This is a genomic window from Streptomyces sp. NPDC044984, assembly GCF_040646935.1.
In the GTDB taxonomy this organism is placed as follows: domain Bacteria; phylum Actinomycetota; class Actinomycetes; order Streptomycetales; family Streptomycetaceae; genus Streptomyces.
The window spans coordinates 122277-148545 of the sequence record NZ_JBEZBE010000017.1; the positions used below are offsets into that span (position 1 = coordinate 122277).

The window sequence follows — 26269 nt, forward strand, 5'->3', positions numbered from 1 at the left end:
TGAAGAGTACAACCATCGGCCCGTTCGCCCGACGGGAAGCACGGCGACCGATACACCTTGACGAGAGATGGCGTACGGCGATTCGCGATTTTTCACTCGAACGTGTGTTTGGCGCAACCTTTCGAAAGCAACTACCGTTGTGCTGCAGGGAGACCATCGAGAGGGGCCGACGTGACCACCACCGCAGACAGTGCCGCCATCACTGCCCAGGACCGCCCCCAGGGCCGGATCGAGCCGGTGCACGCGATGAACGAAGCCACGAATCCCGAGGGGCACAAGCGCTCCCTGCCGGGCCGACCTCCCGGCATCCGGGCGGACAGCTCCGGACTCACCGACCGCCAGCGCCGGGTGATCGAGGTCATCAGGGACTCGGTGCAGCGTCGCGGCTACCCGCCGTCGATGCGTGAGATCGGCCAGGCGGTCGGTCTCTCCAGCACGTCCTCCGTGGCCCACCAGCTGATGGCCCTGGAGCGCAAGGGCTTCCTGCGCCGCGACCCGCACCGCCCGCGCGCCTACGAGGTGCGCGGCTCCGACCAGGCCGCCTCCGTGCAGCCCACGGACACCGCCGGCAAGCCGGCCGCGTCCTACGTGCCCCTGGTCGGCCGTATCGCCGCCGGTGGCCCGATCCTCGCCGAGGAGTCCGTCGAGGACGTATTCCCCCTCCCCCGGCAGCTCGTCGGTGACGGTGAGCTGTTCGTGCTGAAGGTCGTGGGCGACTCCATGATCGAGGCCGCGATCTGTGACGGCGACTGGGTGACGGTCCGCCGCCAGCCGGTCGCCGAGAACGGGGACATCGTCGCGGCCATGCTCGACGGCGAGGCGACCGTCAAGCGCTTCAAGCGGGAGGACGGCCATGTCTGGCTGCTCCCGCACAACGCGGCCTACGAGCCGATCCCGGGCGACGACGCGACCATTCTGGGCAAGGTGGTGGCCGTTCTACGGCGCGTCTGAGCACGGCGCGGGGCCGGCCCGGACGGCCGCCCCGCCCCTGACCGGGCCCCGGGACCCCTGCGCCGGTTCCGGGGTCCTGTGCTGTCCGGACGGGCCGACTGCGGCCGCCGGTCCCGGTGGGTGGCGTGGGCTTCCGGTGGGTGGCGTGCCGCGGCACGCCACCTCACTCACTGCGCCGTCGTCCCGGCCTCCGCCCGTTGCGCCGCCGCGTCGATCGCGGCCAGCGACTTCCTGGCCTGGTTGCGGTCCGTGGTGTACCAGAAGTCGGGCAGTGAAGCCTTCAGATAGCTGCCGTACCGGGCAGTGGCCAGCCGCTGGTCCAGTACGGCCACCACGCCCCGGTCGCCCGAGGCACGCACCAGACGGCCGGCGCCCTGTGCCATCAGCAGCGCCGCATGGGTCGCGGCGACCGCCATGAAGCCGTTGCCGCCGGCTTCCTCCACGGCCTTCTGGCGGGCGCTCATCAAGGGGTCGTCCGGGCGCGGGAAGGGGATCTTGTCCATGACCACCAGCTGACAGCTCGGACCCGGTACGTCGACACCCTGCCAGAGCGACAGCGTGCCGAAGAGGCAGGTCTTGGGGTCGGCCGCGAAGTTCTTGATCAGTTCGCCGAGCGTCTCCTCCCCCTGGAGGAGGATCGGGAACTCCGGGATGCGGGAGCGCAGCTCCTCGGCGGCGAGCTGGGCGGCCCGCATCGAGGAGAACAACCCCAGGGTGCGGCCGCCCGCCGCCTGGATCAGCTCGGTGAGCTCGTCCAGCATGTCCCCGCGGTCACCGTCACGGGCCGGGCGCGCCAGATGCTTCGCGACGTAGAGGATGCCCTGCCTGGGGTAGTCGAACGGCGAGCCGACGTCGACGCCCTTCCACCGGGGAAGGTCATCGCCTTCGGCGCCCTCGGGACCGAGCCCCAGGGACGCTCCCACGCCGTTGAAGTCGCCGCCCAGCTTCAGTGTCGCGGAGGTCAGGATCACGGAGCGGTCGGTGAAGAGCTTCTCCCGCAGCAGGCCCGAGACGGACATCGGGGCGACACGCAGGGACGCTCCGAAGCGGTCGTGCCGCTCGTACCAGACGACGTCCCACTCGGAGCCGTGCGTGATCCGCTCCGCCACGTCGTGCACGCTCTCCACGGAGGCCAGCGCCTGTTTGCGGACCGCGTCCTCGTCCTGGACGGACTTGTCGCGGGTGTTGCCGAGGGCGGAGATGACGGTGCGGCAGGCGTCGCGCAGCGCCATGAGCGCGTATCCGAGGTCCTCCGGGATCTCCTCCAGCCGGCCCGGAAGGGCCAGCTCCATCAGCCGTTCGAATCCTTCGGCGGCGGTCTGGAGCTGGTCGGCGGCCTTCTCGTCGACGAGCTTCGCGGCGCGCCGCACCGCGCGGTTGACCTGCCCGGGGGTGAGCTCCCCGGTGGCGACTCCGGTGACCCGGGAGACCAGCTCGTGGGCCTCGTCGACGATCAGCACCTCGTGCGGCGGAAGCACCGGGGCGCCCTCGATGGCGTCGATCGCTAGCAGGGCGTGGTTGGTGACGACCACCTCGGCCAGCTTGGCGCGCTCACGGGCCATCTCGGCGAAGCACTCGGCGCCGTAGGCGCACTTGGTGGCGCCCAGGCATTCCCGTGACGACACCGACACCTGGGACCAGGCCCGGTCGGACACGCCCGGCGTGAGGTCGTCCCGGTCGCCGGTCTCCGTCTCGTCGGACCAGTCGCGCAGGCGCAGCAGGTCCTGGCCCAGTCTGCTGGTGGGCGCGGCCGCCTCGAACTGGTCGAAGAGCCCTTCCTCCTCGTCCTGCGGCACGCCCTCGTGCAGCCGGTGCAGGCACAGGTAGTTGGAGCGGCCCTTGAGCATCGCGAACTCCGGGCGGCGGCGCAGCAGCGGATGCAGTGACTCCACCGTGCGCGGCAGGTCCCGCTCCACCAGCTGGCGCTGCAGGGCCAGGGTGGCCGTCGCCACCACCACCCGCTCCCCCTGCGCGAGCGCGGGCACCAGATAGCCCAGCGACTTTCCGGTGCCGGTGCCGGCCTGGACCAGCAGATGGGCTCCGTCGTCGATCGCCTCGGCGACGGCTTCGGCCATGGCCACCTGGCCGGGGCGCTCCGTGCCGCCGACGGCGGTGACGGCGGCGTGCAGGAGTTCGGGGAGTGAGGGCTTCGTCATAGCGCGACCACCCTACGGCCCGGCACTGACATTCGTGCGATCACTGCGTGGGCTGGGGATGTGATCAAGACGGGGGCTCCTCTGTCGGGTGGGGTGAGGACTGAAGAGTTGCTGGGGCGTGGCACGGACAGCCGTGCCGGGGCAGGTGGCCGGGAAACTGCCGCGGCGCGAGTGGGAACCGCGGCAGCGTGAGCGGTGTACCCATTGCGAGAGCACGGTGACGGATCGCTACATCAGATGACGCAGGGAGCGATCCCGGACCATGAGGGCGGCCCGCTTGGTGGGCAGATCGACCTCGGCCGAGAAACGGAAGCCGGCGTTGAGGAAGGCGGTGACGGAGGGAATGTTGCGCAGGTCGGGTTCCGCGACGACACGCGGCGAGGCGGGCCTCCTGGTGAGGGCGAGGTCGGCGACCGCTCTGAGCAGGACGCTGCCGAGGCCCCGCCCCCGGTCGCCGGCGGCGCCGATGAGGACGTGGAGTCCGGTGTCGTGGGGCCGGGCCGGGTAGTGGCGGGCCAAGGGGTCGAGGTCCGCGCGGTAGATCTCCCAGTAGCTCATCGGCGTACCGTCCAGGACGCCGAGGCATGGAACGCTGCGTCCGTCACCGGCGAGTTGGGCCCGCAGGTGGCCGGCCGTCACGGCCGACGGTCCGGAGAGTTCCCAGTACACGGCGACGGCCGGGTCGTTCATCCACCGCGACAGGAGAGGCAGATCCCGCTCGACCCGGACGGGGACGAGCCGGAACAGGCCCGCGGGAGTGCGGGTCGGGCCCCAGTCGCCGATGTGGTCGGACATCACGGGTGCAGGGGGTTGGCGATGGTGACGTAGACGGACTGGGTGTCGACCGGGCCGACGAGTTCGTCGAGACCGTGCAGCCGGGTCAGCAGGTTCGCTTTGCAGCGCAGGACGGGTGAGTCCAGCAGGTGGGCTGGCAGCGTGCTGCGCGTCCGGGCCGGTCCGGCGGACACGGCGGTGAGGAACCGGCGGAGGGCGGCGAGCAGCAGCCGTTCGTCGGCCAGGCGCTGGGAGCCGAAGGCGCCGATGAGCCCGAGGACGTTGTTGACGCCCAGGTAGTAGGCGAAGCGTTCGTCGGTGACCTCGTCGGAGACGAAGGTGTCGCTGTGCTCACCGATGCCGGGCAGCCGGGCGTCGAGTTCCGCGCGTCGCGACGCGCGGAAGTAGTAACCCTGGTTGTCCCGGTAGCGTCCGCCCGCGGGCCAGCCGTCGGCGTCCAGCAGCAGCAGGGTGTTCTGCTGATGCGCCTCGAGGGCGATGCCGGCCTCTCCGTCCAGCCACAGCACGGGCCGCACCACGTGTTCCAGGTACCGCAGGAACCACTCGGCGGCGACAGCCGCGGACGGCCGCCCCGTGCGACCGGTGAGGCGGGTGACGATCTCGGCCAGCCGGGATCCCGTACGGCCACCGGGGCGGGGCCGCGGCGAGAGCAGTCCGGCGACGCAGGCGACGTCGTCGTGCGGCTGGAACGGGTTGTGCCGGATCACCGCGTCGAGTCCGGGCACGGGGCCACCGGCCGGTGTGTCCACGGCGATCCAGGCCGGGTCCCGGACGATGTCGAAGCCGGGGTGCGCGGCCCGCCACCGCCGGGACAGTCCGGTGCGCAGCAGGCGGTGGACCTCGACCCCCCGGTGGAGTTCCTTGCGGAGGTTCTCGCGGCGGGAGTTGGTGATGCGCAGGCCCAGGGACAGCTTGAGCATGGCCGGGGCGCCGGTCCGGTGGACGGTGCGTACGGAGGAGGTGGGGTGCCACGGGGCGCCGTGGCCACCGAGGTCGCGGAGCAGTCCGGCGTCCAGCAGTGCGGCGGCCTCGGGGCGGTGGCGGACCTGGCTCAGTTGCCAGGGGTGCACGGGGAGAACCGCGTAGCCGTCGGGCAGCGGCAGTCCGGGGCCTGCGAGACGTGCGGTGAGGCGGGCCGCGGGGACGGGGCGTCCGCGCTCGGTCCAGGCGGAGTCGGTGGCGAGCAGGGACGGGGCGACAGCCATCCAGTGCAGCGGGAAGGAGCCCCGTGACTCGGGAGAGTACCGCTGTGCCTCGGCGTCGGAGAGGCCCTCGCGGCTCTTCGGGTCCGGGTGCAGCGGGTGCCCGAGGACGAGTGACTGTTCGGCGGCGAGGAAGAGGTCGGGATGGTCGGTCGTGTTCGCCCGCCGGTCGCTGACGAAGGCGGTGACACGCCGTACGGAGTCGGCGACGCGCGCGACCAGATCAGTGCCGTCGCCCACCGGGGGACGTACCGGTTCCGGGATGCCGGCGTTCTCCCTGCTGAGGAGGGCGGCGAGCAGGACGGCGTCGACCGGTGGGGCGAGGGCCGGGGCATCGGCCAGGCGGGGAGGGCCGAAGCGGTGCCAGCCGGTCGGGGACCAGTGGAGCACGGGGACCAGCAAGGACGTGCCGCTGGCCGGCAGGAGGAGGTGCAGGGTGTCGCCGTCCGGGGCGGAGAGGCCGGTTTCGCGTACCCAGCAGCGCAGGAGGTTCTCCAGGGCCGCCATGTGGGCCGCCCGGCGCGGGTCGGGATGGTCCAGGAGGCCGGTGCCGGTGCTCCCGGGCCGCTCGGTGCCGGGCGGCGTTGTCTCCTGGTGGGGAACCACGGGGTTCGTGCGGTCGGCCGGTGCGGGGGTCGTGTGCAAGGCGGGTCCTCGGAGAGTGGTGCGGTGACGGGAGCGGGGATTCGTGCCGTCAGCCCGTCCGTGCGTGACGGCGGCCGGAGACGCGAGGCGCCCCGTGCGGGTGGTCACGGGCCGCCGCGTGGAGGGCGTCGGCAAGTCGGTCCAGCACCGCGGCCGCCTGTTCCTCCGTGACCGTCAAGGGCGGGAGCAGTCGTACGACGCTCGCGAGGGGGCCGCCGAGGCCGATGATCAGACCGCGTCGCAGGCACTCCCGTCGTACGGCGGCGGCGAGTCCGGGCGCGGCGCGGTCCCGGGGTGTGCCGTCGGGCGGCGCCTCCGGGGCCACCACTTCGACCCCGATCAGCAGCCCCCGCCCTCGTACGTCCCCCACACAGGCGAGCTCACCGGCGAGCGTCCGGAGCCGGCTCAGCATGCGGACGCCCAGGGCGGCCGCGTGTCCGGCGAGACCGTTCTCGCGGACGTGGGCGAGGGTCGCCGTGCCCGCCGCCAGGGCGAGTTGGTTGCCGGTGTGGACGCGGGAGACGGGCAGGGCGAGGTCGTCGCGGTGGACCACGACGGCCAGAGGCAGGCCGCCCCCGATCGCCGTGGACAGCACCATCGCGTCCGGCGTGATGCCGCTGTGCTCCACGGCCCAGAAGGTGCCGGTCCGTCCGACCCCCGTGAGCGTCTCGTCGACGATCAACGGGACGGACCGGTCGGCCGTGAGCCGCCGCAACCAGGCGTCCGGCGCCGGGAGCACCCCGTCGTCGTCCCGCACGGGCTCGACGATCACCCCGGCAGGACGGCGCACACCCGACGCGGTGTCGTCGAGCGCGGGCTCCGGCCGGTGGTCGGCGAGTTCGGCACCGGCCCGTCCGGTCGCCGCCCGTACGAGCCGGAGGGCGGTGGCCACCGCGTCGTCACGGCCCGTTCCGCAGAAGCGCACGCGGGCGCGTTCGGCGAGCCCGGGGGGCAGGGTGCGCGACAGTTCGGTGACGAAGGCGTCCTTCACCGGGGTCGCCAGGCCGGGGGCGTGGAGGGGCGCGCCCGAGTCGATGATGCCGCGGATCGCCTCCAGCACGACGGGGTGGTTGTGCCCGAGCGCGAGGGTCCCCGCACCGGAGAGGCAGTCCAGATAGCGCCGGCCGTCCGCGCCCTCGATGGTCATCTCGCGCGCCCGCACGGGGACGACCGGCAGGACACCGGTCCCTCGCCCCTCGTCCGTGGATTGCGCCACCGTCCTCGGTCCTCCCCTTTTGTTCCCGCCGAACCACGACGTTCCCGCCGAACCACGACACGGGGAATCCGGATGCGGGCAGCGGATCCCCCACCGCTACCAACCGCGGACCACCCACCGGGTTACGGGTCGCTCCGGGATCCCGGCCCCATGGGCCGGCAACTCGGGGGCCACCGGCCTCAAATCAGCGCATCTCCGGAAGATCGGCCAGGTCAGGCGGCTTGTAGCCGAACCGTTGCCGTTCCGTCCGACGTCCCCCACAGCGAGCGCATAGTGTGTGGTGCCGTTCCCGAAGGCCGTGGGAGCGACCCCGAACTCCGTTCGGACCAGGGGCGGGACCACGGCCGAAGCACCAAGTCCGTTCGTTCCAGGGGGAGTCAGATCATGCGATCCATACGGCCGTCGTCCACCACTCGCCGAGGAGGGCGGGCGCGCCGGACCTCCCCCGTTCTGGCGGCTGTCGCACTCGCCTCGGCGCTCGCCCTCACCGCCACCGCCTGCGAGTCGGGGGACACCGACGCGAGCGCCGGGGCCTCCGCGACCGCCGCCGACGACGGCAAGCTCAAGATCCCGGACGACATCAAGGACCGGCTCAAGGAGCACGGGATCGACCTCGACAAGTGGAGGGACGGCGCCTGGAAGGACTGGAGCAAGGACGACTGGCTGCGCGAGGCGCAGGACTACGTCAACCCGATCATCGAGGACCTGTGGGACCCGGACCGCATGCGGGACGCCGAGGAGCCGGACCAGGGGGTCGACGAGAGCGACATCTCCGGTGACCAGGGCGTGACGGACCCAACTCCGGAGCCGGTGCAGGCGGAGGCCGTCGCGCCATCGTACCACGCCAACGCCCCCACGGCGGGCAAGGTGTTCTTCGACTCGCCCGAGGGCACGATGGTCTGCTCGGCCACGGTGGTGCAGGACCCGGCCAACCCGGGCAAGTCCAACATGGTGTGGACGGCGGGCCACTGCGTGCACGCGGGCAAGAAGGGCGGCTGGTACCGCAACATCGCCTTCGTGCCGTCGTACAACGACTCGGGCAGGTCGGCGAAGGAGTTGGAGACCGCCACGAAGGAGGAGGTCGCCCCGTACGGCGTCTGGTGGGGTGACTGGGCGCAGACCTCGGACCAGTGGATCGAGCAGGGCGGCTCCACGGGCGGTGACGGCGCCTCGTACGACTACGCGGTCATCCATGTGACGCCGGAGAAGGGCAGCGACGGCAAGTCGCTGGAGGAGACGGTCGGTTCTGCGCTGCCGGTGGACTTCGGCGCTCCCGCGGTGCCGGAGGTGGAGGAGATCACGGCGATCGGCTACCCGGCCGCCCCGCCGTACGACGGCCAGACGCTGTACCGCTGCCAGGACGAGCCCGGACGGCTGTCGCTCGGCGCGTCGGACCCGACGATGTACCGCATCGGGTGCAGCATGACCGCCGGTTCGTCCGGTGGCGGCTGGGTCGCGACGGGTTCGGACGGGAAGCCGGCGCTGGTGTCCAACACCTCCATCGGCCCGGTGACGTCGGGCTGGCTGGCCGGCCCGCGACTGGGTGACGAGGCCAAGGGCCTGTACGACGCGGTCAGCGAGAAGTTCGCCGGTCAGTGACCGGCGCGACCGGTCCCGCGTGTCGCCGCGCGCGGGACCGGTCGGGGCGACGGCACCCGGTGCCGTGGCCCGAGGGATCCACGCACGCGCGGCAGGACGTTCATTCACTTCAACGGGGGTGGTCATCGCACCATGCGTTCCACACGTACGTCCGCGCCACTCGGGCGTGGCCGTCGTACCGTCCTCAACGCCGCCGGGCTCGTCGCCGCCCTGGCGCTCACCGCGACCGCCTGCGGCGGTTCCGGGGAGGGTGAGGCGAACGACAAGCCCGACGCCGCCGCCTCCCAGGCCGCCGACAGTGACGGCGGCGAGGTGCGGATCCCGTCCGACATCGCGGACCGGCTCAAGGAGCACGGGATCGACGTCGACAAGTGGAAGGACGGCGCCTGGCAGGACTGGGACAAGGACAAGTGGCTCAGTGAGGCCGAGGACTTCGTCAATCCGGTGATCGAGGGCCTGTGGAAGCCCGACCGGATGCGGTCCGCGAAGGAGGCGGACAAGACCGTCTCGGTCAAGGACGCGTCGGCGGCCCAGGGCGTCAGTGACCCGGAGCCGACCCAGGTCCGGGCGGAGGCCGAGAAGACGCCGTACCACGAGAACGCGGCGCCGGTCGGCAAGGTGTTCTTCGACTCCCCGGAGGGCCCCGCCGTCTGTTCCGGCACGGTCATCAAGGACGTGAACCACCCGGGCAAGTCCAACCTCGTCTGGACGGCCGGGCACTGCGTCCACGCCGGCGGCGACGGTGGCTGGTACCGCAACCTCGTCTTCGTGCCGGCCTACAACGACCTCGGCAAGTCGGAGGCGGACCTGGGCAGCGCGAGCGCCTCCGAGATCGCTCCCTACGGCAACTGGTGGGCGGACTGGGCCTCGACCTCCAACGGCTGGATCCAGGGCGGCTCGGAGTCCGGCGGCGACGGGGCCGCGTACGACTACGCCGTGCTGCACGTGAAGCCGGAGCAGGGGTCGAAGTCCCTGGAGGAGACGGTCGGCGCCGCGCTGGACGTGGACTTCTCCGCGCCGTCCGCGGCGGAGGCGGGTGAGATGGGCGCCTGGGGCTACCCGGCCGCCCCGCCCTACAACGGGCTGCAGATGTTCAAGTGCCTCGACGCCCCGGGACGGTTCTCGCTCAGCGCGGACCTGCCGACGATGTACCGCATCGGCTGCTCCATGACCGGCGGTTCGTCCGGCGGCGGCTGGTTCCGGGTGCTGAACGGCAAGACGGTGCTGGTCTCCAACACCTCGATCGGCCCGATGGACAACACCTGGCTGGCGGGCCCGCAGCTCGGCGAGGACGCCGAGGCGCTGTACCAGAACATGAGCGAGACCTACGGCGGTCGGTGATCCGCACGCAGCGAAGGCCCGCCCCCTGCCGTGAGCGGGGGGCGGGCCTTCGTCCTGCCGTGCGTGGTTCAGCCGGCCGGGGTGGGAACGTACGGCGTGAGTTCCGCCGCCAGCTCCTCGTGCACCCGGACCTTGAGCAGGGTGCCCTCCGGGGTGTGCTCCTCGGAGATCACCTCGCCCTCGTCATGGGCGCGGGCGACCAGCTTGCCGTGGGTGTAGGGCACGAGTGCCTCGATCTCCACGGACGGGCGGGGCAGCTCGTTGTCGATCAGCGCCAGCAGCTCCGCGATGCCCCGGCCGGTGCGGGCCGAGACCGCGATGGAACGCTTCTCCACCCGCAGCAGCCGCTGGAGCGTCAGCGGGTCGGCCGCGTCGGCCTTGTTGATCACGACGATCTCGGGTACGTCGGTGGCGCCGACGTCCCTGATCACCTCGCGCACGGCCGCCAGCTGCTCCTCCGGGACCGGGTGGGAACCGTCCACCACGTGCAGGATCAGGTCGGCGTCGCCGACCTCCTCCATGGTGGAGCGGAACGCCTCGACCAGGTGGTGCGGCAGGTGCCGGACGAAGCCGACCGTGTCGGCCAGCGTGTACAGCCGGCCGCTCGGGGTCTCGGCCCGGCGCACGGTCGGGTCGAGGGTCGCGAACAGGGCGTTCTCGACCAGGACGCCCGCCCCCGTGAGGCGGTTGAGCAGCGAGGACTTGCCCGCGTTGGTGTAGCCCGCGATGGCCACGGACGGCACCTTGTGGCGCTTGCGTTCCTGGCGCTTGATCTCGCGGCCGGTCTTCATCTCCGCGATCTCCCGGCGCATCTTCGCCATCTTCTCGCGGATCCGGCGCCGGTCCGTCTCGATCTTGGTCTCACCGGGACCGCGGGTGGCGAGGCCGCCGCCCTTGCCGCCGCCCATCTGCCGGGACAGCGACTGGCCCCAGCCGCGCAGCCGCGGCAGCATGTACTGCATCTGCGCGAGCGCGACCTGCGCCTTGCCCTCTCGGGACTTGGCGTGCTGGGCGAAGATGTCCAGGATCAGGGCCGTACGGTCGATGACCTTGACCTTGACGACGTCCTCGAGGTGGATCAGCTGGCCGGGGCTGAGCTCACCGTCGCAGATGACGGTGTCCGCGCCCGTGTCGAGCACGATGTCGCGCAGCTCCTCGGCCTTGCCGGAGCCGATGTAGGTGGCGGCGTCGGGCTTGTCGCGGCGCTGGATCACGCCGTCGAGGACGAGGGCGCCGGCCGTCTCCGCGAGGGCGGCGAGCTCGGCCAGGGAGTTCTCCGCGTCCTGCACGGTTCCCGAGGTCCACACCCCGACGAGCACGACCCGCTCCAGGCGGAGCTGCCGGTACTCGACCTCGGTGACGTCCTCGAGCTCGGTGGAGAGGCCCGCGACACGGCGCAGGGCCGCGCGCTCGGAGCGGTCGAACTGGTCGCCGTCCCGCTCTCCGTCGATGTCGAGGCTCCAGGCGACGTCCTCTTCCATCAGGGCATCGGCCCGAAGACCCTCGGGATAGGTGTGCGCGAGGCGCTTGGTGTCCTGGGAAGGGGAAGAAGAGGAGGTCATTGGGTCCTTACGTCGTCGGTAAACCTTCTGCGGCGACGGAGCCGGTCCGTGGGACCCTCCGTCACTGTCCACAACGTCCGGGGCGCCCGGGAGATTCCCGGTCCCGGAGGGGCGCGGACCTGACGATGGTCGCACGGTACGGCCCGTCTCGTCACCGTGTTATTCCCGGTTCCCGCCCGGTCGATGCGCGGGCGGGAGCGGCCGTCGGGCGGGCGTCGCGGCCCGGGTCGCGGACTTCCACTCGGGACGGCCGGGCATCGGCGGGGTCGTGGCCCCGTACAGCCAGGGGTGCAGGAAGCCGGTCAGGTCGCGTCCGGCGACGCGGGACGCGAGCCGGACGAAGTCGGAGGTGGTGGCGGTGCCGTTCCGGTGGCGGGTGACCCAGTCGCGCTCCAGGCGCTCGAAGGCGGCGCGGCCGATCTCCTCGCGCAGGGCGTACAGCACGAGCGCGGCGCCGGAGTAGACGTTCGGCCGGAAGATGCCGGTCTTCCGGCCGGGCTCCGGGGGCTTCGGCGCGGCGGGCGGCCCGCCGGCCGCGCGCCAGCCGTCGGACGCCTCGTAGGCGGCCTTCATGCGTTCGTCCAGGGACCCGCCGCCCCGCTCCTGGGCGTACAGCGCCTCGTACCAGGTGGCGTGGCCCTCGTTGAGCCACAGGTCGGACCAGGTGCGGGGGCTGACGCTGTTACCGAACCACTGGTGGGCCAGCTCGTGCACCATGATCGACTCGACGTACCAGGCGGGGAGGGCGGGATCGGTGAACAGGTCGCGTTCGAAGAGGGAGAGGGTCTGGGTCTCCAGCGCGAAGCCGGTGGACGCCTCGGCGAGGAGCAGGCCGTAGGTCTCGAACGGGTAGCGGCCGACCCGTTCCTCCATCCAGGAGATCTGGGCGGGGGTCTTCGCCAGCCACGGTTCGAGCTCCGCGCGGTGCGCGGTGGGCACGACGTCCCGCAGGGGCAGCCCGTGCGGGCCGGTGCGGTGCGCGACGGTGGAACGGCCGATGGAGACCTGCGCGAGTTCGGTCGCCATGGGGTGCAGGGTCTTGTACGTCCAGGTGGTGGACCCGCGCGTGCGGTCGGCGCCGGCCGACAGGCCGTTCGCGACGACCGTGTGGCCGTCGGGTGCGGTGATCCGGAAGGTGAACACCGCCTTGTCCGAGGGGTGGTCGTTGCACGGGAACACCAGGTGGGCGGCGTCGGCCTGGTTGGCCATGACGAGGCCGTCCGCGGTGCGCACCCAGCCGCCCTCGCGGTCCTCGGCGGCCACGGGGACGCTGGTGTGCCGGACGGTGATCCGGGCCCGCCCGCCCTCGTCCAGGTCGTCCGTGGGTGTGATCACCAGGTCCTCTCCGACACTGGTGAAACCGGCCGGACCGCCGTCGACCTCGACGGAGTGGACCGTGCCGTGGGCGAAGTCGAGGTTGATCCGGTCCAGGTCGGCGGTGAGGCGGGCGTCGATCGTGGTGACGGCCCGGAGCGGCCGGTCGTTGCGGCCGGGGTAGTCGAGGGCGATGTCGTACGACAGCACGTCGTAGCCGGGGTTGCCCAGGTACGGGAAGAGCCGGTCACCGATACCGAGCGGGACGGCGGGGGCGCTCGCGGCGATCAGGCAGACGGAGACGGCGGGGGCGAGCAGCGCCGTGGCCGTCCGGCGGTGCCGTGCGCGACCGGTTCCGGTGCGGAGGGTTCGTCTGTGGGGGGTGCGCAGCATTCCCCACGGCTATCAGGGCGCGTGTGCGTCGCGGTGACGGCGCGCTCCCGACCCACCCGATCGGGTAATCACACCGCCGCTCGGACGCTCCGCGCTCCGGTCAGGCGCCCGGAGCCTGCGGCTGAGCCCGGCTCACGTCGTACACGCCGGCCACATTGCGCATCGCGCGCATGAGAACGGGCAGGTGGGCGGCGTCCGGCAGCTGCACGGTGTAGGTGTGCCGCACCTGCTGCCGGTCCGGGGGTTCGACGGTCGCGGAGACGATCTCGGCGCCTTCGAGGGCCATGGCCTCGGTGAGGTCCGCCAGCAGATGCGGACGGACGAAGGACTCCGCGACCAGCGTGACCCGGCACTCGGCGCCCTCCCCCCAGCGCACGCCGACCTCCGCGCGCCCCGCACTCTTCATGCGCGCCACCGCGGCGCACCCGGTCCGGTGCACGGTGACCGTCCCCCCGCGCACGGCGAAGCCGGTCACCTCGTCGGGCGGTACGGGCGTACAGCAGCCGGCGAGCCGTACGGTCGCGCCGGCCCGGTCGGCCAGGATCTGGGCGGGGGTGGGACGGCCGGGGGCCGGAGCATCCGGAGCCGGTGACGGGGCGGGGTCGTCGGCGAGCGGCCGGGCGGCCTCCTCCGACTCGGTCCCGGGCGCCTCGTCCGGTGCGGGATGGGCGGTCAGCCACCGCTGGATGGCGATCCGCGCGGCGGGGGTGTGGGCGTGCTCCAGCCACTCCCTGGAGGGCTCGGAGGCCGCGTCCTGGCCCATCAGCAACTGAACGGTGTCGCCGTCCTTGAGGACGGTGCTCAGTGTCGCCAGCCGGCCGTTGACCCTGGCCCCGATGCACGCGTGGGCGTCCTCACCGTACTGCGCGTAGGCGGCGTCCACGCAGGTCGCCCCCTCGGGCAGGCCCAGTGAGCCACCGTCGGGGCGGAAGACGGTGATCTCGCGGTCCTGGGCGAGGTCCTCGCGCAGGGTGGACCAGAAGGTGTCGGGGTCGGGCGCGGCCCGCTGCCATTCCAGCAATCGGGAGAGCCAGCCGGGCCGGGTGGGGTCGACACGTTCGCCGTCGCTCGCGGACTGCTCCTCCGGCGGTGCGGCGTAGGGGTTGCCGAGGGCGACGACTCCGGCCTCGGCGACCTTGTGCATCTGGTGGGTGCGGATGAGGACCTCGACGACCTGGCCGTCCGCACCGGCCACCGCGGTGTGCAGCGACTGGTACAGGTTGAACTTCGGTACGGCGATGAAGTCCTTGAACTCCGAGACCACGGGCGTCATGCAGGTGTGCAGCTCGCCCAGGACGCCGTAGCAGTCGGCGTCCTCGTTCACCAGCACCAGCAGACGGCCGAAGTCGGCGCCGCGCAGCGCGCCGCGTCTGCGGGACACGCGGTGCACGGAGACGAAGTGGCGCGGGCGGATGAGGACTTCGGCGGTGATGCCGGCCTCGCGGAGCACCTTGCGCACGTCGTCGGCGACGTCGGCGAGCGGGTCGTCCGCGCGGGCGGCGTTGCGGACGATCAACTCGCGTGTGTGCTCGTACTCCTCGGGGTGGAGGATCGCGAAGACCAGGTCTTCCAGCTCCGTCTTGAGCGCCTGGACGCCGAGCCGTTCGGCGAGGGGGATCAGGACGTCACGTGTCACCTTGGCGATGCGTTCCTGCTTCTCGGGACGCATCACGCCGAGGGTGCGCATGTTGTGCAGCCGGTCGGCGAGTTTGATCGACATCACGCGGACGTCGTTGCCGGTGGAAACGAGCATCTTGCGGAAGGTCTCGGGCTCGGCGGCGGCACCGTAGTCGACCTTCTCCAGCTTGGTGACGCCGTCGACGAGATAGCGGACCTCCTCGCCGAACTGCTCGCCCACCTGGTCCAGCGTCACCTCCGTGTCCTCGACGGTGTCGTGGAGTAGGGAGGCGGTCAAGGTCGTTGTCTCGGCGCCGAGTTCGGCGAGGATCAGGGTCACCGCGAGCGGGTGCGTGATGTACGGCTCACCGCTCTTGCGCATCTGGCCGCGGTGGGAGGACTCGGCCAGGAGGTAGGCGCGGCGCAGGGGTTCGAGGTCGGCGTCGGGGTGGTGGGCGCGGTGGGCGTCGACCACGTGTCCGATGGCGTCGGGGAGCCGGTCGCGGGCGGTGGGGCCGAGCAGCGCGGCGCGGCCCAGTCGGCGCAGGTCGAGCCGGGAACGGGCCTTCCTGCGCGACCCCGTGGGTGTGACGTGACCAGATGTCACAGGGCCTGGGGTCGCAGGGTTCACGGCCTCCGCGTTCATGGGCACCTCCGGCTGCGTGGACCGGCGGACGGCGTGCCCCAGGACGGACTCGGGCTCGGGGGGCGGCGTTCGCCCCCCGTCCGGGCCGGTGCTTGATGCTACCGAGCCGGACCCCCTCGGGCTGACCGCCTCCGGCCGAGCGTGAAACGGATCACCCCTTCGAGCGAAGGCCGGCCGGTAGCCTCTTTCACGCCATCGAGCCCGAAACCCTCCATGATCCTGAAGGCGGTAACCCTTCCGCACCTACGGATGCTCGCATCACTCAGGCCGGAAACTGCGATACCCAGCCGACGCCCCGGTCAGCGCAGGGCGCTCTCCAGCCACTCGGGCTCGATCACGCCCTCGGCGACGATCACCGCCGGGCCGGTCATCTCGATCTCTCCGTCGGGCCGTTCGGTGATCACGAGGGTGCCGCCGGGCACGTCCACGGTGTACGTCGCCGGGGTGCCGGTGACCCCCGGGTCTGCGCCGTCGCGGCGGGCGGTGGCCACGGCGACCGCGCACGCGCCCGTGCCGCAGGAGCGGGTCTCGCCGGATCCGCGCTCGTGCACCCGCAGCGCCACGTGCCGCGGGCCGCGGTCGACGACGAACTCCACGTTCACGCCGTCCGGGTAGGCGGCGGCCGGGCTGAACGGGGGCGGGGTGAGGAGATCGCCCGCGTGGGCGAGGTCGTCCACGAAGGCCACGGCGTGCGGGTTGCCCATGTTCACGTTCCGCGCCGGCCAGCTGCGCCCGCCGACGCTCACGGTGACGTCGCCCTCGGGGAGCAGCGCCCGGCCCATGCCGACGGTGATGTCACCCTCCTTGGCGATGTGCACGGTCTTCACGCCCCCGCGCGTGGCGACCGCGATGTCCCCCTCGGACACGTGTCCGGCGCGCTGGAGGTAGCGCGCGAACACCCGCACTCCGTTGCCGCACATCTCCGCGATCGAGCCGTCGCCGTTGCGGTAGTCCATGAACCACTCGGCCTCCGCCGCCATGGCCCGCGCCTCGGGGTGTGCCGCGGACCGCACCACGTGCAGCAGTCCGTCGCCGCCGATGCCCGCGCGGCGGTCGCACAGGGCGGCGACGGCGGCCGGGGACAGGTCGACGGCGTTCTCGGGGTCCGGGACGATCACGAAGTCGTTCTCCGTGCCGTGTCCCTTGAGGAAGGCGATCCGCGTGCTCATCCCTCGATCGTAAGGGGTGCCGGTGACAGCGCGTCGCCGCCGGTGGACCACCGCACGCGGGGAGACGTCAGCGGAGCCTCGCCACCCGCCAGACCGCCAGGGCCACCACCGCGGCGACCATCACGGCGTAGGCGGCCACGACCCGCCAGTCGGGTCTGCCTCCGGAACCCCGGGGCGGCAGGCCCGGCCAGGTGGAGCCCACCCTGCGGGCGGCCATCATGCCCCAGCCGGCCGCGCAGGAGCAGATCAGCAGCCCCAGCATGGCGATCACGGCGCCGCTGTCGCCGAAGTCGAAGGCGAGCGGGAAGGCGAACATCAGGGAGCCGACAGCGGCCAGCCCGACGATGGGCGCGAGCTGCCAGATGCGCAGCCGGCGCTGCGGGCGCAGCTCGACCTCGACCTCGTCGCCGCCCGCGAACATCTCGTCCGGCTCGGGGCCGTCGTCGGTCACGCCGCCCTGCGTCTCGTCCGGTCCGTCCGGACTGAGGCGGTCGGTCGCCTCCTGCTCCGGTGCACCCCGCCCGGTGGTGAGGTGTTCGGTGCCGTGTGCGGTGTCGCGAGGGCCGGCCTCCATCGCCACGCGCCCTCCCAACTAGGACTCCACTTGGTCGATCGAAGCTCGATGATGGCACGGCGCCACAGGCCCGGATGACGGCCTGGGCGTCCCGATGCCATGACGTGATCAGGCTGTAACCGGTCGTTCGACCAACGACAACGCGAGCTGCGGAAGTTCCGTCAGGTCCGCCGCGGCCCCACTCAACCAGTGCACCCGGGGGTCGCGCCTGAACCACGAATCCTGACGGCGCGCGAAGCGCTTGGTGGCACGAACGGTCTCGGACCGCGCCTCTTCGAGGGTGCACTCCCCGGCGAGCGCCGCGAGCACCTGCTGGTAGCCGAGCGCGCGCGACGCCGTGCGCCCCTGGCGCAACCCCTGCGCCTGAAGTGCGCGCACTTCCTCCACCAGGCCGGCCTCCCACATCCGGTCGACCCGGCGGGCGATCCGCTCGTCCAGCTCGGGGCGGGCCACGTCGACGCCGATCTGGAGGGTGTCGTAGACCGAGTCGTGGCCCGGGAGGTTGGCCGTGAACGGTCTTCCCGTGATCTCGATGACCTCGAGCGCGCGGACGATGCGGCGGCCGTTGCCCGGCAGGATCGCCCGTGCGGCCTCGGGGTCCGCCACGGCGAGGCGGGCGTGCAGCGCCCCCGGGCCGCGCAGCGTGAGCTCCTCCTCCAGGCGGGCCCTGACCTCGGGGTCGGTGCCCGGGAACTCCAGGTTGTCGACGGCACCGCGGACGTAGAGGCCGGAACCGCCGACGAGGACGGGCCAGCGCCCCTCGGCGAGCAGCGCGTCGATCCGCTCCCGGGCCAGCCGCTGGTACTCGGCGACGGACGCGGCGACGGTGACGTCCCAGATGTCGAGCAGGTGGTGCGGGACGCCGCCGCGCTCCCCGGGCGTCAGCTTGGCAGTGCCGATGTCCATCCCCCGGTAGAGCTGCATGGAGTCGGCGTTGACGACTTCGCCGCCGAGTCGCTGGGCCAGGAATACGCCCAGATCGGACTTTCCGGCCGCAGTGGGTCCGACGACGGCGATGACGCGGGGGGCGGGGGGTGCGCTGCTCACCGATCCAGTCTCGCAAACCTCCCGGCCGACTCTCGAACGGGTTACGTGACGCGACAGCCACCGGGTCGTTGCCCGTTGCGAGGTTCCTGCCGCCGGATCGCAGGGGCGGCGGCCCGGGTCACACGAACGGACGCACCGGGCAACGCGGAATTTCGCCCGCACGAGTAACGTATGGAGTGGATATGGGCGTTTTTGCACGGCTTTTTCGGAGGTCGAAGGCCACGGAGGAGACGCGGACCGCGGAGGTCCCGGCCGGCGAAGCCGGGGCCGGCACGGAGAGCGCGGCCGGGGCCGCGCAGCCGGAGGGGTCGGCCGAGGCGCCGGAGACCACCGGGCCGGCGGAGAAGGAGGCCGACGAGGTCACCGGCACCGACACCGTCGAGATCCCCAAGCAGCAGTCCGCCGAGGCGGCCGGCAGCGAGAGCGGTGAGGGCGCCCGCACGTAGACGGCCGTGAGGGAAGGTATGTCATGGGTCTCCTGGACAATCTGAAGGCCAGGCTCGGCCCGGCCAGGGACAAGGTCTCCGACCTCGCGCACCAGCACGAGGACAGGATCCAGCACGGCCTGGACAGGGCCGCGCGGACCGTCGACGAGCGGACCAAGGGCAAGTACAGCGACCGGATCCAGACGGGTACGGGCAAGGCCAAGGATGCCGTGGACCGGCTCGCTCACAAGAAGGACCCCGGCTCGGGCGCGGGCGGCACCACCACGCCGCCGGCCGGGCCGCCGCCCGCTTCCTGAGCGGCACACCGACGGACGACCGCGGAGCACACCGAGCGCTCCCGGCCGTCCGCCGCGTTCTCCCGGCGGACCGCCTACGTCCAGGTGGCCACGAGGTAGCCGACCCCGTAGGGGGCGTCCTCGTAGAGCAGCGCGCCTTCCAGGTCCGGGTTCCCGGCCGCCGCGCCGGCGAGTACCTGCCAGGGGGCCCGGCCGGACACCTTCAGCTCGCGCGCCAGCCCGGTGTCCAGCGCGCGCAGGGCCCCGATGTCGGCCGCGCCCAACGCGCGCGCGAGTTCCGCGTCGAAGGGGGCCGCGCGCTCGTCGAGGTAACCGGGTGCCTTGAGCGTGCGGCAGGCGCTGGCGTCGCCCATCACCAGCAGCACGACCCGTTCCGCCCGGCCGGCAACGGCCTCCCCCGCCTCGGCGCACCGCTCGGCCGTGAGGGACTCCCCCACGGCCAGTCCCTCCACGGGGGCGTCCGCCCATCCGGTGCGGCCCAGCAGCCAGGCGCCCACGGCCAGCCCGTACGGGAGTTCCCGCCGGGCCGGCACTCCCCTGGCCGGCCCCAGCCGTACGTCCAGGCCGACGCCGAAGCCCCGGAAGGATCCCGGGGTGCCCTCCGGGTAGGACTCGGGCCCGGCACCGTCCCCCGGCCCGACGACCACGAGCAGATCGGGCCGGGCGGCGGCGAGCACGCCCAGCGCGTCCGTGCACGCGGTCCGCGCGGTGTCCAGCTCGGGGGCGGCCCCGGTGGCGACCTCCGGCACGAGCAGCGGCGGGCACGGGCAGACTGCGGCGGCGACAAGCATGATCAGCAGCCTACTGCGGCGGCCCGGAACGGTGCCGCCGCCTCACGGGGTCAGTCGACGGCGCAGCCCCCGGTGGCCACCGGCAGCGGTGCGGGCACGCCCACCTTGGGCAGGCCGAGCAGCACGCCCGCGGGCCGCGCCGCCTTCTCGGTGTTCCGCTTCTCCCAGGCGTCCCCCGCGCGGGTGCGGCGCACGCCGAGCACCGCGCCCTCGGCGAGGAGGTGGTGCGGGGCGGCGTACGTGATCTCGACGGTGACCACGTCGCCGGGGCGCACCTCCTGCTCCGGCTTGGTGAAGTGCACCAGGCGGCTGTCGGGGGCGCGGCCGGAGAGGCGGTGGGTGGTGCCGTCCTTGCGGCCCTCGCCCTCGGCGACCATCAGCTCCAGGGTGCGGCCGACCTGCTTCTTGTTCTCCTCCCAGGAGATCTCCTCCTGGAGGGCGACGAGACGCTCGTAGCGCTCCTGGACGACCTTCTTGGGGATCTGGCCGTCCATCTCGGCGGCCGGGGTGCCGGGACGCTTGGAGTACTGGAAGGTGAACGCCTGCGCGAAGCGGGCCTCGCGGACGACGTGCAGGGTCTGCTCGAAGTCCTCCTCGGTCTCGCCGGGGAAGCCCACGATGATGTCGGTGCTGATCGCCGCGTGCGGGATGGCGGCACGGACCTTCTCGATGATCCCGAGGTAGCGCTCCTGCCGGTAGGAGCGGCGCATCGCCTTCAGCACCGGGTCGGAGCCGGACTGCAGGGGCATGTGCAGCTGCGGCATGACGTTCGGCGTCTCGGCCATGGCGGCGATGACGTCGTCGGTGAAGTCGCGCGGGTGCGGCGAGGTGAAGCGGACGCGCTCCAGGCCGTCGATCTTCCCGCAGGCCCGCAGCAGCTTGCTGAACGCCTCGCGGTCGCCGATGTCGGACCCGTACGCGTTGACGTTCTGGCCGAGCAGGGTGATCTCGGAGACGCCCTCGGCGACCAGGGCCTCGATCTCGGCGAGGATGTCGCCGGGGCGGCGGTCCTTCTCCTTGCCCCGCAGCGCGGGGACGATGCAGAAGGTGCAGGTGTTGTTACAGCCGACGGAGATGGACACCCAGGCCGCGTACGCGCTCTCGCGCCGGGTGGGCAGCGTGGAGGGGAACGCCTCCAGCGACTCCGCGATCTCGACCTGCGCCTCCTCCTGCACGCGGGCGCGCTCCAGGAGGACGGGCAGCTTGCCGATGTTGTGCGTGCCGAAGACGACGTCGACCCAGGGCGCCCGCTTCACGATGGTGTCGCGGTCCTTCTGCGCGAGGCAGCCGCCGACCGCGATCTGCATGCCGGGGCGGCTCGCCTTCTTCGGGGCGAGGTGACCGAGATTGCCGTACAGCTTGTTGTCGGCGTTCTCACGGACGGCGCAGGTGTTGAAGACGACGACGTCCGCGTCGCCGTCGGAACCCTCGGGGGCGCGGACGTAGCCCGCGTCCTCCAGCAGCCCGGACAATCGCTCGGAGTCGTGGACGTTCATCTGGCACCCGTAGGTGCGTACTTCATAGGTGCGCGTGCCGCCCGCTGACTGGCTCCGGTCGATGCTGCTCATGCCCCTAAGGGTAGGCGGTGCCGCGGACCGCCTACCGCCGCGGCGGCCCGTCGGCCCCGCACGGCCGGGTGGCGTGCCCGGACCCGTGGCACCACCGCGTACCCCGGACCCACCACGAGCCGCGCGCTCTCCCCCCTCGGACCCACCACGAGCCGCACGCCCTCGCCCCCGGACCGGCCGCAGCCGGTCCGAGACCGACGACCGCCGCACCGGTCGGCGGCGCGGCCGGGCGCATCCGCTCAGGACTCCCCGCGCGGCACCCACCCCTGCCGCCGCAGCACCGCCGACACGTCCGGGGCCGCGTAGTGGTCGCCCTTGAGGACCTTGCCGTCGGGGCGGCGGCTGACCTGGCCGTCGGGGCCCAGCTTGCTCATGTTGGAGCGGTGGATCTCGGCGATCACCGCGTCGAGGTCGATGCCGTGGACCAGCGCGGTGCCGTACGCGACGTAGACGACGTCGGCCAGCTCGTGCGCGAGCCGGTCGAGCGGGCCCGTCACCGACACCTCGGCGACCTCCTGGGCCTCCTCGGCGAGCAGCTCGCCGCGGTGCGCGGCGAGTTCCGGCGAGACCTCGGACGGTACGTCGCGGGCGTCCAGCCCGAAGGCACGGTGGAAGTCGCGGACCAGGTCGGCGGGCGAAGAACTCATGCCGCGACTGTAGCGGCCGCCCGTGACAGCCCCCTGCTGTGAGCTCCGCCCTGGTCAGCGGGCACCCGGGCTGGCAGGATCGCGCGCATGTCCCACACGCTGTCCCGGATCGGCAGGCGACGGGCCCTACGGGGCGCGGCCGCCGGTTTCGTGGCGCTCGGACTGCTGCTGTGGTGGCTGGCGCCTTGGAGCGAGGAGCCGCCCGGCGGGACGATCACGCTGAGCACGGGCACCCGCGCGGGGGTCTACCAGAAGTACGGCGTGCTCCTGCGCAGTTCGCTCGGCAAGCACATGCCCGACCTCGACGTACGCCTGAAGACGAGCGACGGCTCGCAGGAGAACGTGCGCCGCGTGGCGACCGGGGAGGCCGACTTCGCGATCGCCGCGGCCGACGCGGTGGAGACGTACCGGCTCAGCGGCCGGCCGGGCGCCGACCGGCTGCGCGGGGTGGCGCGCCTGTACGACGACTACGTGCAGCTCGCCGTCGCGCCCGACTCGGGCATCAAGACCGTCGACGACCTGCGGGGCAAGCGGGTCGCCATAGGTCCGCCCAAGTCGGGCGTCCGGCTCATCGCCAACCGCCTGCTCCGGGCGGCCGGCATCGACCCGGAGACGGACATCAGGCCCTCCCCCGACGGCATCGACACCGGCCCGGAGCGGCTCGGACACGGTCTGGACGCCTTCTTCTGGTCGGGCGGACTGCCCACGGACGGCCTGAAGACGCTCGCCGAGCAGTCCGCGCTCCGGTTCGTGCCGATCGGCGCCGACCTCGTCTCCGCGCTGCACGAACAGGGCGGCGCCACGCGCTACTACCGCGCCACCAACATGCCGGAATCGGCCTATCCGGGCAGTCAGCTCGGCTCGGCCGTCCCGACGATGGCGGTGTCCAACCTCCTGATCACCCGGGCGGACGCCGACCCCCGCCTCACGGAGTGGCTCACCCGCATCGTGCTCAAGAGCAGGGACGGCATCGGCGCGCACGTCCACTCCGCGCAGCTGGTCGACGTACGCACGGCGATCTACACCGACCCGCTCCGGCTGCACGAGGGCGCCCGCCGGTACTACCGGTCCGTCAAGCCCTGATCCGTCACCTCGCCCGTGGGGGCGTTCCTCGGCACCGTCACGGTCACCCGCAGTCCGTGCGGTTCGTGACGCTCGTACGCGATCGAGCCGCCGCCCGCGGCGAGCAGTGCCCGGGAGATGGACAGGCCCAGGCCCGAGCCCTTGATGTTCTGGTGCCGGCCGCTGCGCCAGAAGCGGTCGCCAACGCGGGTCAGTTCCTCCTCGGTCAGGCCCGGACCGTTGTCGGTGACCACGACGGTGGAGGCGTCGCCGTTGGAGGTGACGGCGACCTCGACGGTCTCGCCCCCGGGCGTGAACTTCACCGCGTTGTCGATCACCGCGTCCAGGGCGCTGGACAGCGCCACCGGGTCGGCCCACGCGGTCGTCGCCGGGCAGGCTCCGGTCAGCCGGACGCCCTTGGCCTCGGCGGTGGGCGACCAGGCCGCCACCCGTTCGGCGGTCAGGGCGCCGATGTCGGTGACCTGGAGGTCGGCCTCGCTGTGCTCGGCGAGCGCCAGGTCCAGCAGGTCGTCCAGGACCTGCGCAAGGCGCTTGCCCTCGGCCCGCACGGAGGCGATCTCCTCGTTGCCCTCGGGCAGCTCCAGGGCGAGCAGCTCGATGCGCAGCAGCAGCGCCGAGAGCGGGTTGCGCAGCTGGTGCGAGGCGTCGGCGACGAAGGCGCGCTGCTGCTCCAGCACGCTCTCGACGTTGTCCGCCATCTCGTTGAACGACCGGGCGAGCCGTCTGAGTTCCGGCGGTCCCCCGGCCGCCGCGACCCGGGACTTCAGCCGTCCGGTGGCGATGTCGTGGGTGGTGGCGTCCAGGATCCGTACGGGCCTGAGCACCCAGCCGGTCAGCCGCAGGGCCGCGCCGACCGCCAGCAGCATCGCGGCCGCCTCCCCCGCGAAGATGACCAGCCAGCCCTGGAGGATGCGGGAGCGCATCTGTCCGGTGGGTGAGTCGGTGACCACGACCGCGACGACGTCACCGTCCCGGATGACCGGCGAGGCCACCACCAGGCTGCGCCGCTGCCACGGCCACACCTGCTCGGGGTCGTGGCTGCGGCGGCTGAGCAGCGCCTCCTCGAAGGCGTCGCGCACCTCGCCCGTGCGGGGCAGGAACCAGTCGTCCGGCGCGTGCGCCATGGGCGAGTCGTTGCGGTAGAAGACGCCCGCGCGGATGCCGTAGACCTCGTGGTAGCTGTGGAGCTCGCTGCTGAGCGTCTCGCGGCGCTCGTTGATGTCGCCGCCGGCCGGGTCGACGGGCTCGGTGACGAACTGGGCGAGGGCCGCGAACCGTGCCGTGTCGTCGATCCGGTCGACGACGACCTCCTGCTGCTCCGCGCCGGCCAGGCTGACGGCCAGCGGGACACCGAGGGCGAGCAGGACGGCCGCCATCAGGACGATGAGCAGCGGAAGCAGCCGCGTGTGCACCCGGCCCCGCTACGCCGCGGGCGCGACGAGCCGGTAGCCGACGCCGCGCACGGTCTCGATGAGGGCGGGCATGCGGAGCTTGGCCCGCAGGGAGGCGACGTGCACCTCCAGGGTGCGCCCGGTTCCCTCCCAGCTGGTGCGCCACACCTCGCTGATGATCTGTTCCCGGCGGAAGACGACCCCCGGCCGCTGGGCGAGCAGGGCGAGCAGGTCGAACTCCTTGCGGGTCAGCTGGACGACCGAACCGTTCACGCTGACTTGGCGGGTCGGCAGCTCGATGCGGACCGGGCCGAGCCGCAGCTCGGTCTCCGTACTGCCCGTGGCCTCCTCGTGGACGGTGCGCCGGCTGACGGCGTGGATCCGCGCGAGGAGCTCCCCCGTGTCGTACGGCTTGACCACGTAGTCGTCGGCGCCGAGATTGAGGCCGTGGATGCGCGAGCGCACGTCGGACCGCGCGGTGACCATGATCACCGGCGTGCTGGTGCGCTTGCGGATTTTGCCGCAGACCTCGTAGCCGTCCTGGTCGGGCAGCCCCAGGTCGAGCAGGACGACACCGAAGCCGTTGCCCTCGGGGACGAGCGCCTGGAGCGCCTCCTCGCCGCTGCGCGCGTGGGTGACGTCGAATCCGTGCCGCGCCAGTACCGCCGACAGGGCGGCGGCGACGTGGTTGTCGTCCTCGACGAGAAGCAGTCTCACCAGGGCCCCCTTCGGTTCATCGGCCGTACGCTCTCCATGTGTACAAAAACGCGCGCACGTGCGCGTGCACCTTGCAGTGACGCTGATGGACGAGGACGGCGTCAAGAGGGTTCCGGTTGCTCTTCCGTACCGTTACCCGGCCGAAATCACCCCTGCTCACAAGTGCTACGACAGGTGTCCGATTGCTATCGGATCGTGATGCTCAGATTCCCCTCAGATGTAATGACGCAGGTCCAGTGGGTTACTACTGTCCTCCGAAACCGAGGAGGACGGAGCCTGAGAGCGATGACCGAAGTATCGGTGGCCAAGGAAGATGTGGCCGCGACCGGCGATCTGGTCGTCCTGAAGAGCGTCAACAAGCACTTCGGCGCGTTGCACGTACTCCAGGACATCGACCTGACGATCGCCCGTGGCGAAGTCGTCGTGGTCATCGGACCCTCCGGGTCCGGGAAGTCCACCCTGTGCCGCACCATCAACCGTCTGGAGACGATCGACTCCGGGGCGATCTCGATCGACGGCAAGCCCCTGCCCCACGAGGGCAAGGAGCTCGCCCGGCTGCGGGCCGACGTGGGCATGGTCTTCCAGTCCTTCAACCTCTTCGCGCACAAGACCGTGCTCGAGAACGTGACGCTGGGCCAGGTCAAGGTCCGCAAGAAGGACAAGAAGGCGGCCGAGGAGCGGGCCCGTGCCCTGCTCGACCGGGTCGGCGTGGGCGCGCAGGCCGAGAAGTACCCCGCACAGCTCTCCGGTGGTCAGCAGCAGCGTGTCGCCATCGCGCGGGCCCTGGCGATGGAACCCAAGGTCATGCTCTTCGACGAGCCGACGTCGGCTCTCGACCCGGAGATGATCAACGAGGTGCTGGAGGTCATGCAGCAGCTCGCCCGGGACGGCATGACCATGATCGTCGTCACCCACGAGATGGGATTCGCCCGTTCGGCGGCGAATCGCGTGGTTTTCATGGCGGACGGTCGCATCGTCGAACAGGCTTCGCCGGACCAGTTCTTCAGCAATCCGCGCAGCGACCGCGCCAAGGACTTCCTGTCGAAGATCCTTCACCACTGAGGCGCGCCTCGCGCCCTGACGACCTGCGCCACCGGACACCG

Annotated in this window: 22 protein-coding genes; 7 read left to right on the plus strand and 15 right to left on the minus strand. The window is 72.2% G+C overall.

Annotated elements, in window-relative coordinates; all coding sequences use genetic code 11:
- The first annotated feature begins 171 nt into the window (after positions 1 to 171).
- Positions 172 to 951, plus strand: a complete 780-nt coding sequence (gene lexA / locus AB0A94_RS20125; protein WP_030227721.1) for a transcriptional repressor LexA — start codon at positions 172 to 174, stop codon at positions 949 to 951.
- A gap of 167 nt (positions 952 to 1118) precedes the next feature.
- Here lexA and AB0A94_RS20130 read toward each other — a convergent pair whose 3' ends face one another.
- From AB0A94_RS20130 to AB0A94_RS20145, 4 genes are all read right to left on the minus strand, one after another.
- Positions 1119 to 3107: an ATP-dependent DNA helicase gene (locus AB0A94_RS20130; protein ID WP_361746057.1), complete on the minus strand. Its 1989-nt coding sequence runs from the start codon at positions 3105 to 3107 to the stop codon at positions 1119 to 1121.
- Positions 3108 to 3335: 228 nt separating this feature from the next.
- The gene (locus tag AB0A94_RS20135) at positions 3336 to 4007 is read right to left on the minus strand and encodes a GNAT family N-acetyltransferase (RefSeq protein WP_361746139.1); all 672 of its coding nucleotides are present in this window, start codon (positions 4005 to 4007) and stop codon (positions 3336 to 3338) included.
- On the minus strand, positions 3902 to 5644 hold the full coding sequence (locus AB0A94_RS20140; protein WP_361746141.1) for an IucA/IucC family protein: 1743 nt from the start codon (positions 5642 to 5644) through the stop codon (positions 3902 to 3904). Before AB0A94_RS20140 ends, AB0A94_RS20135 begins: the two co-directional genes overlap by 106 nt.
- A gap of 154 nt (positions 5645 to 5798) precedes the next feature.
- Positions 5799 to 6965, minus strand: a complete 1167-nt coding sequence (locus AB0A94_RS20145) for an aminotransferase class III-fold pyridoxal phosphate-dependent enzyme (protein ID WP_361746059.1) — start codon at positions 6963 to 6965, stop codon at positions 5799 to 5801.
- 384 nt (positions 6966 to 7349) lie between these two features.
- Here AB0A94_RS20145 and AB0A94_RS20150 point away from each other — a divergent pair, with 384 nt between their 5' ends.
- Both AB0A94_RS20150 and AB0A94_RS20155 read left to right on the plus strand, forming a co-directional pair.
- Positions 7350 to 8564 (plus strand): hypothetical protein, encoded by a 1215-nt coding sequence (locus tag AB0A94_RS20150; protein WP_361746061.1) that lies wholly within the window; start codon positions 7350 to 7352, stop codon positions 8562 to 8564.
- A 132-nt stretch (positions 8565 to 8696) separates the two neighbouring features.
- Positions 8697 to 9905, plus strand: a complete 1209-nt coding sequence (locus AB0A94_RS20155; protein WP_361746063.1) for a hypothetical protein — start codon at positions 8697 to 8699, stop codon at positions 9903 to 9905.
- 68 nt (positions 9906 to 9973) lie between these two features.
- Here the strand turns inward: AB0A94_RS20155 and hflX are convergent, their stop codons facing one another.
- From hflX to miaA, 6 genes are all read right to left on the minus strand, one after another.
- Positions 9974 to 11467, minus strand: coding sequence for a GTPase HflX (gene hflX, locus AB0A94_RS20160; RefSeq protein WP_217128343.1), 1494 nt, complete (start codon positions 11465 to 11467; stop codon positions 9974 to 9976).
- Positions 11468 to 11626: 159 nt separating this feature from the next.
- The gene (locus AB0A94_RS20165; protein ID WP_361746065.1) at positions 11627 to 13174 is read right to left on the minus strand and encodes a M1 family metallopeptidase; all 1548 of its coding nucleotides are present in this window, start codon (positions 13172 to 13174) and stop codon (positions 11627 to 11629) included.
- Positions 13175 to 13274: 100 nt separating this feature from the next.
- Positions 13275 to 15437 carry an HD domain-containing protein gene (locus AB0A94_RS20170; protein ID WP_361746067.1) on the minus strand — a complete coding sequence of 721 codons (2163 nt, stop codon included), beginning with the start codon at positions 15435 to 15437 and terminating at the stop codon, positions 13275 to 13277.
- A gap of 299 nt (positions 15438 to 15736) precedes the next feature.
- Positions 15737 to 16606 (minus strand): diaminopimelate epimerase, encoded by an 870-nt coding sequence (gene dapF / locus AB0A94_RS20175; RefSeq protein WP_361746069.1) that lies wholly within the window; start codon positions 16604 to 16606, stop codon positions 15737 to 15739.
- Positions 16607 to 16673: 67 nt separating this feature from the next.
- Positions 16674 to 17180, minus strand: a complete 507-nt coding sequence (locus tag AB0A94_RS20180) for a hypothetical protein (RefSeq protein ID WP_361746142.1) — start codon at positions 17178 to 17180, stop codon at positions 16674 to 16676.
- Positions 17181 to 17288: 108 nt separating this feature from the next.
- Positions 17289 to 18227, minus strand: a complete 939-nt coding sequence (gene miaA, locus AB0A94_RS20185) for a tRNA (adenosine(37)-N6)-dimethylallyltransferase MiaA (RefSeq protein WP_361746071.1) — start codon at positions 18225 to 18227, stop codon at positions 17289 to 17291.
- Positions 18228 to 18409: 182 nt separating this feature from the next.
- Between miaA and AB0A94_RS20190 the strand changes: the two genes are divergently transcribed.
- Both AB0A94_RS20190 and AB0A94_RS20195 read left to right on the plus strand, forming a co-directional pair.
- Positions 18410 to 18673 carry a hypothetical protein gene (locus AB0A94_RS20190; protein WP_361746073.1) on the plus strand — a complete coding sequence of 88 codons (264 nt, stop codon included), beginning with the start codon at positions 18410 to 18412 and terminating at the stop codon, positions 18671 to 18673.
- A gap of 23 nt (positions 18674 to 18696) precedes the next feature.
- Positions 18697 to 18969: an antitoxin gene (locus AB0A94_RS20195; RefSeq protein WP_361746075.1), complete on the plus strand. Its 273-nt coding sequence runs from the start codon at positions 18697 to 18699 to the stop codon at positions 18967 to 18969.
- 74 nt (positions 18970 to 19043) lie between these two features.
- Here the strand turns inward: AB0A94_RS20195 and AB0A94_RS20200 are convergent, their stop codons facing one another.
- The 3 genes from AB0A94_RS20200 to AB0A94_RS20210 all read right to left on the minus strand — a co-directional run bounded on the left by AB0A94_RS20200 (position 19044) and on the right by AB0A94_RS20210 (position 21975).
- Positions 19044 to 19760, minus strand: coding sequence for a class III extradiol dioxygenase subunit B-like domain-containing protein (locus AB0A94_RS20200; RefSeq protein ID WP_361746077.1), 717 nt, complete (start codon positions 19758 to 19760; stop codon positions 19044 to 19046).
- Positions 19761 to 19810: 50 nt separating this feature from the next.
- Complete coding sequence (miaB, locus tag AB0A94_RS20205; RefSeq protein ID WP_361746079.1) at positions 19811 to 21328, minus strand: tRNA (N6-isopentenyl adenosine(37)-C2)-methylthiotransferase MiaB; 1518 nt, start codon at positions 21326 to 21328, stop codon at positions 19811 to 19813.
- 239 nt (positions 21329 to 21567) lie between these two features.
- Complete coding sequence (locus AB0A94_RS20210; protein ID WP_361746081.1) at positions 21568 to 21975, minus strand: MazG nucleotide pyrophosphohydrolase domain-containing protein; 408 nt, start codon at positions 21973 to 21975, stop codon at positions 21568 to 21570.
- Between the two features lie 87 nt (positions 21976 to 22062).
- On the opposite strand from AB0A94_RS20210, the gene AB0A94_RS20215 reads away from it, so the two are divergent.
- The gene (locus AB0A94_RS20215) at positions 22063 to 23058 is read left to right on the plus strand and encodes a TAXI family TRAP transporter solute-binding subunit (protein ID WP_361746083.1); all 996 of its coding nucleotides are present in this window, start codon (positions 22063 to 22065) and stop codon (positions 23056 to 23058) included.
- Here the strand turns inward: AB0A94_RS20215 and AB0A94_RS20220 are convergent.
- Together AB0A94_RS20220 and AB0A94_RS20225 are read right to left on the minus strand one after the other, a co-directional pair.
- Positions 23037 to 24470, minus strand: a complete 1434-nt coding sequence (locus AB0A94_RS20220; protein ID WP_361746085.1) for a HAMP domain-containing sensor histidine kinase — start codon at positions 24468 to 24470, stop codon at positions 23037 to 23039. The two genes, AB0A94_RS20215 and AB0A94_RS20220, sit on opposite strands and share 22 nt — an antisense overlap.
- 9 nt (positions 24471 to 24479) lie before the next feature.
- The gene (locus tag AB0A94_RS20225; RefSeq protein WP_361746087.1) at positions 24480 to 25166 is read right to left on the minus strand and encodes a response regulator transcription factor; all 687 of its coding nucleotides are present in this window, start codon (positions 25164 to 25166) and stop codon (positions 24480 to 24482) included.
- A 285-nt stretch (positions 25167 to 25451) separates the two neighbouring features.
- Here AB0A94_RS20225 and AB0A94_RS20230 point away from each other — a divergent pair, with 285 nt between their 5' ends.
- A complete protein-coding gene (locus AB0A94_RS20230) occupies positions 25452 to 26228 on the plus strand; it encodes an amino acid ABC transporter ATP-binding protein (protein WP_361746089.1) in 777 nt (258 codons plus the stop codon).
- Positions 26229 to 26269: the final 41 nt, after the last annotated feature.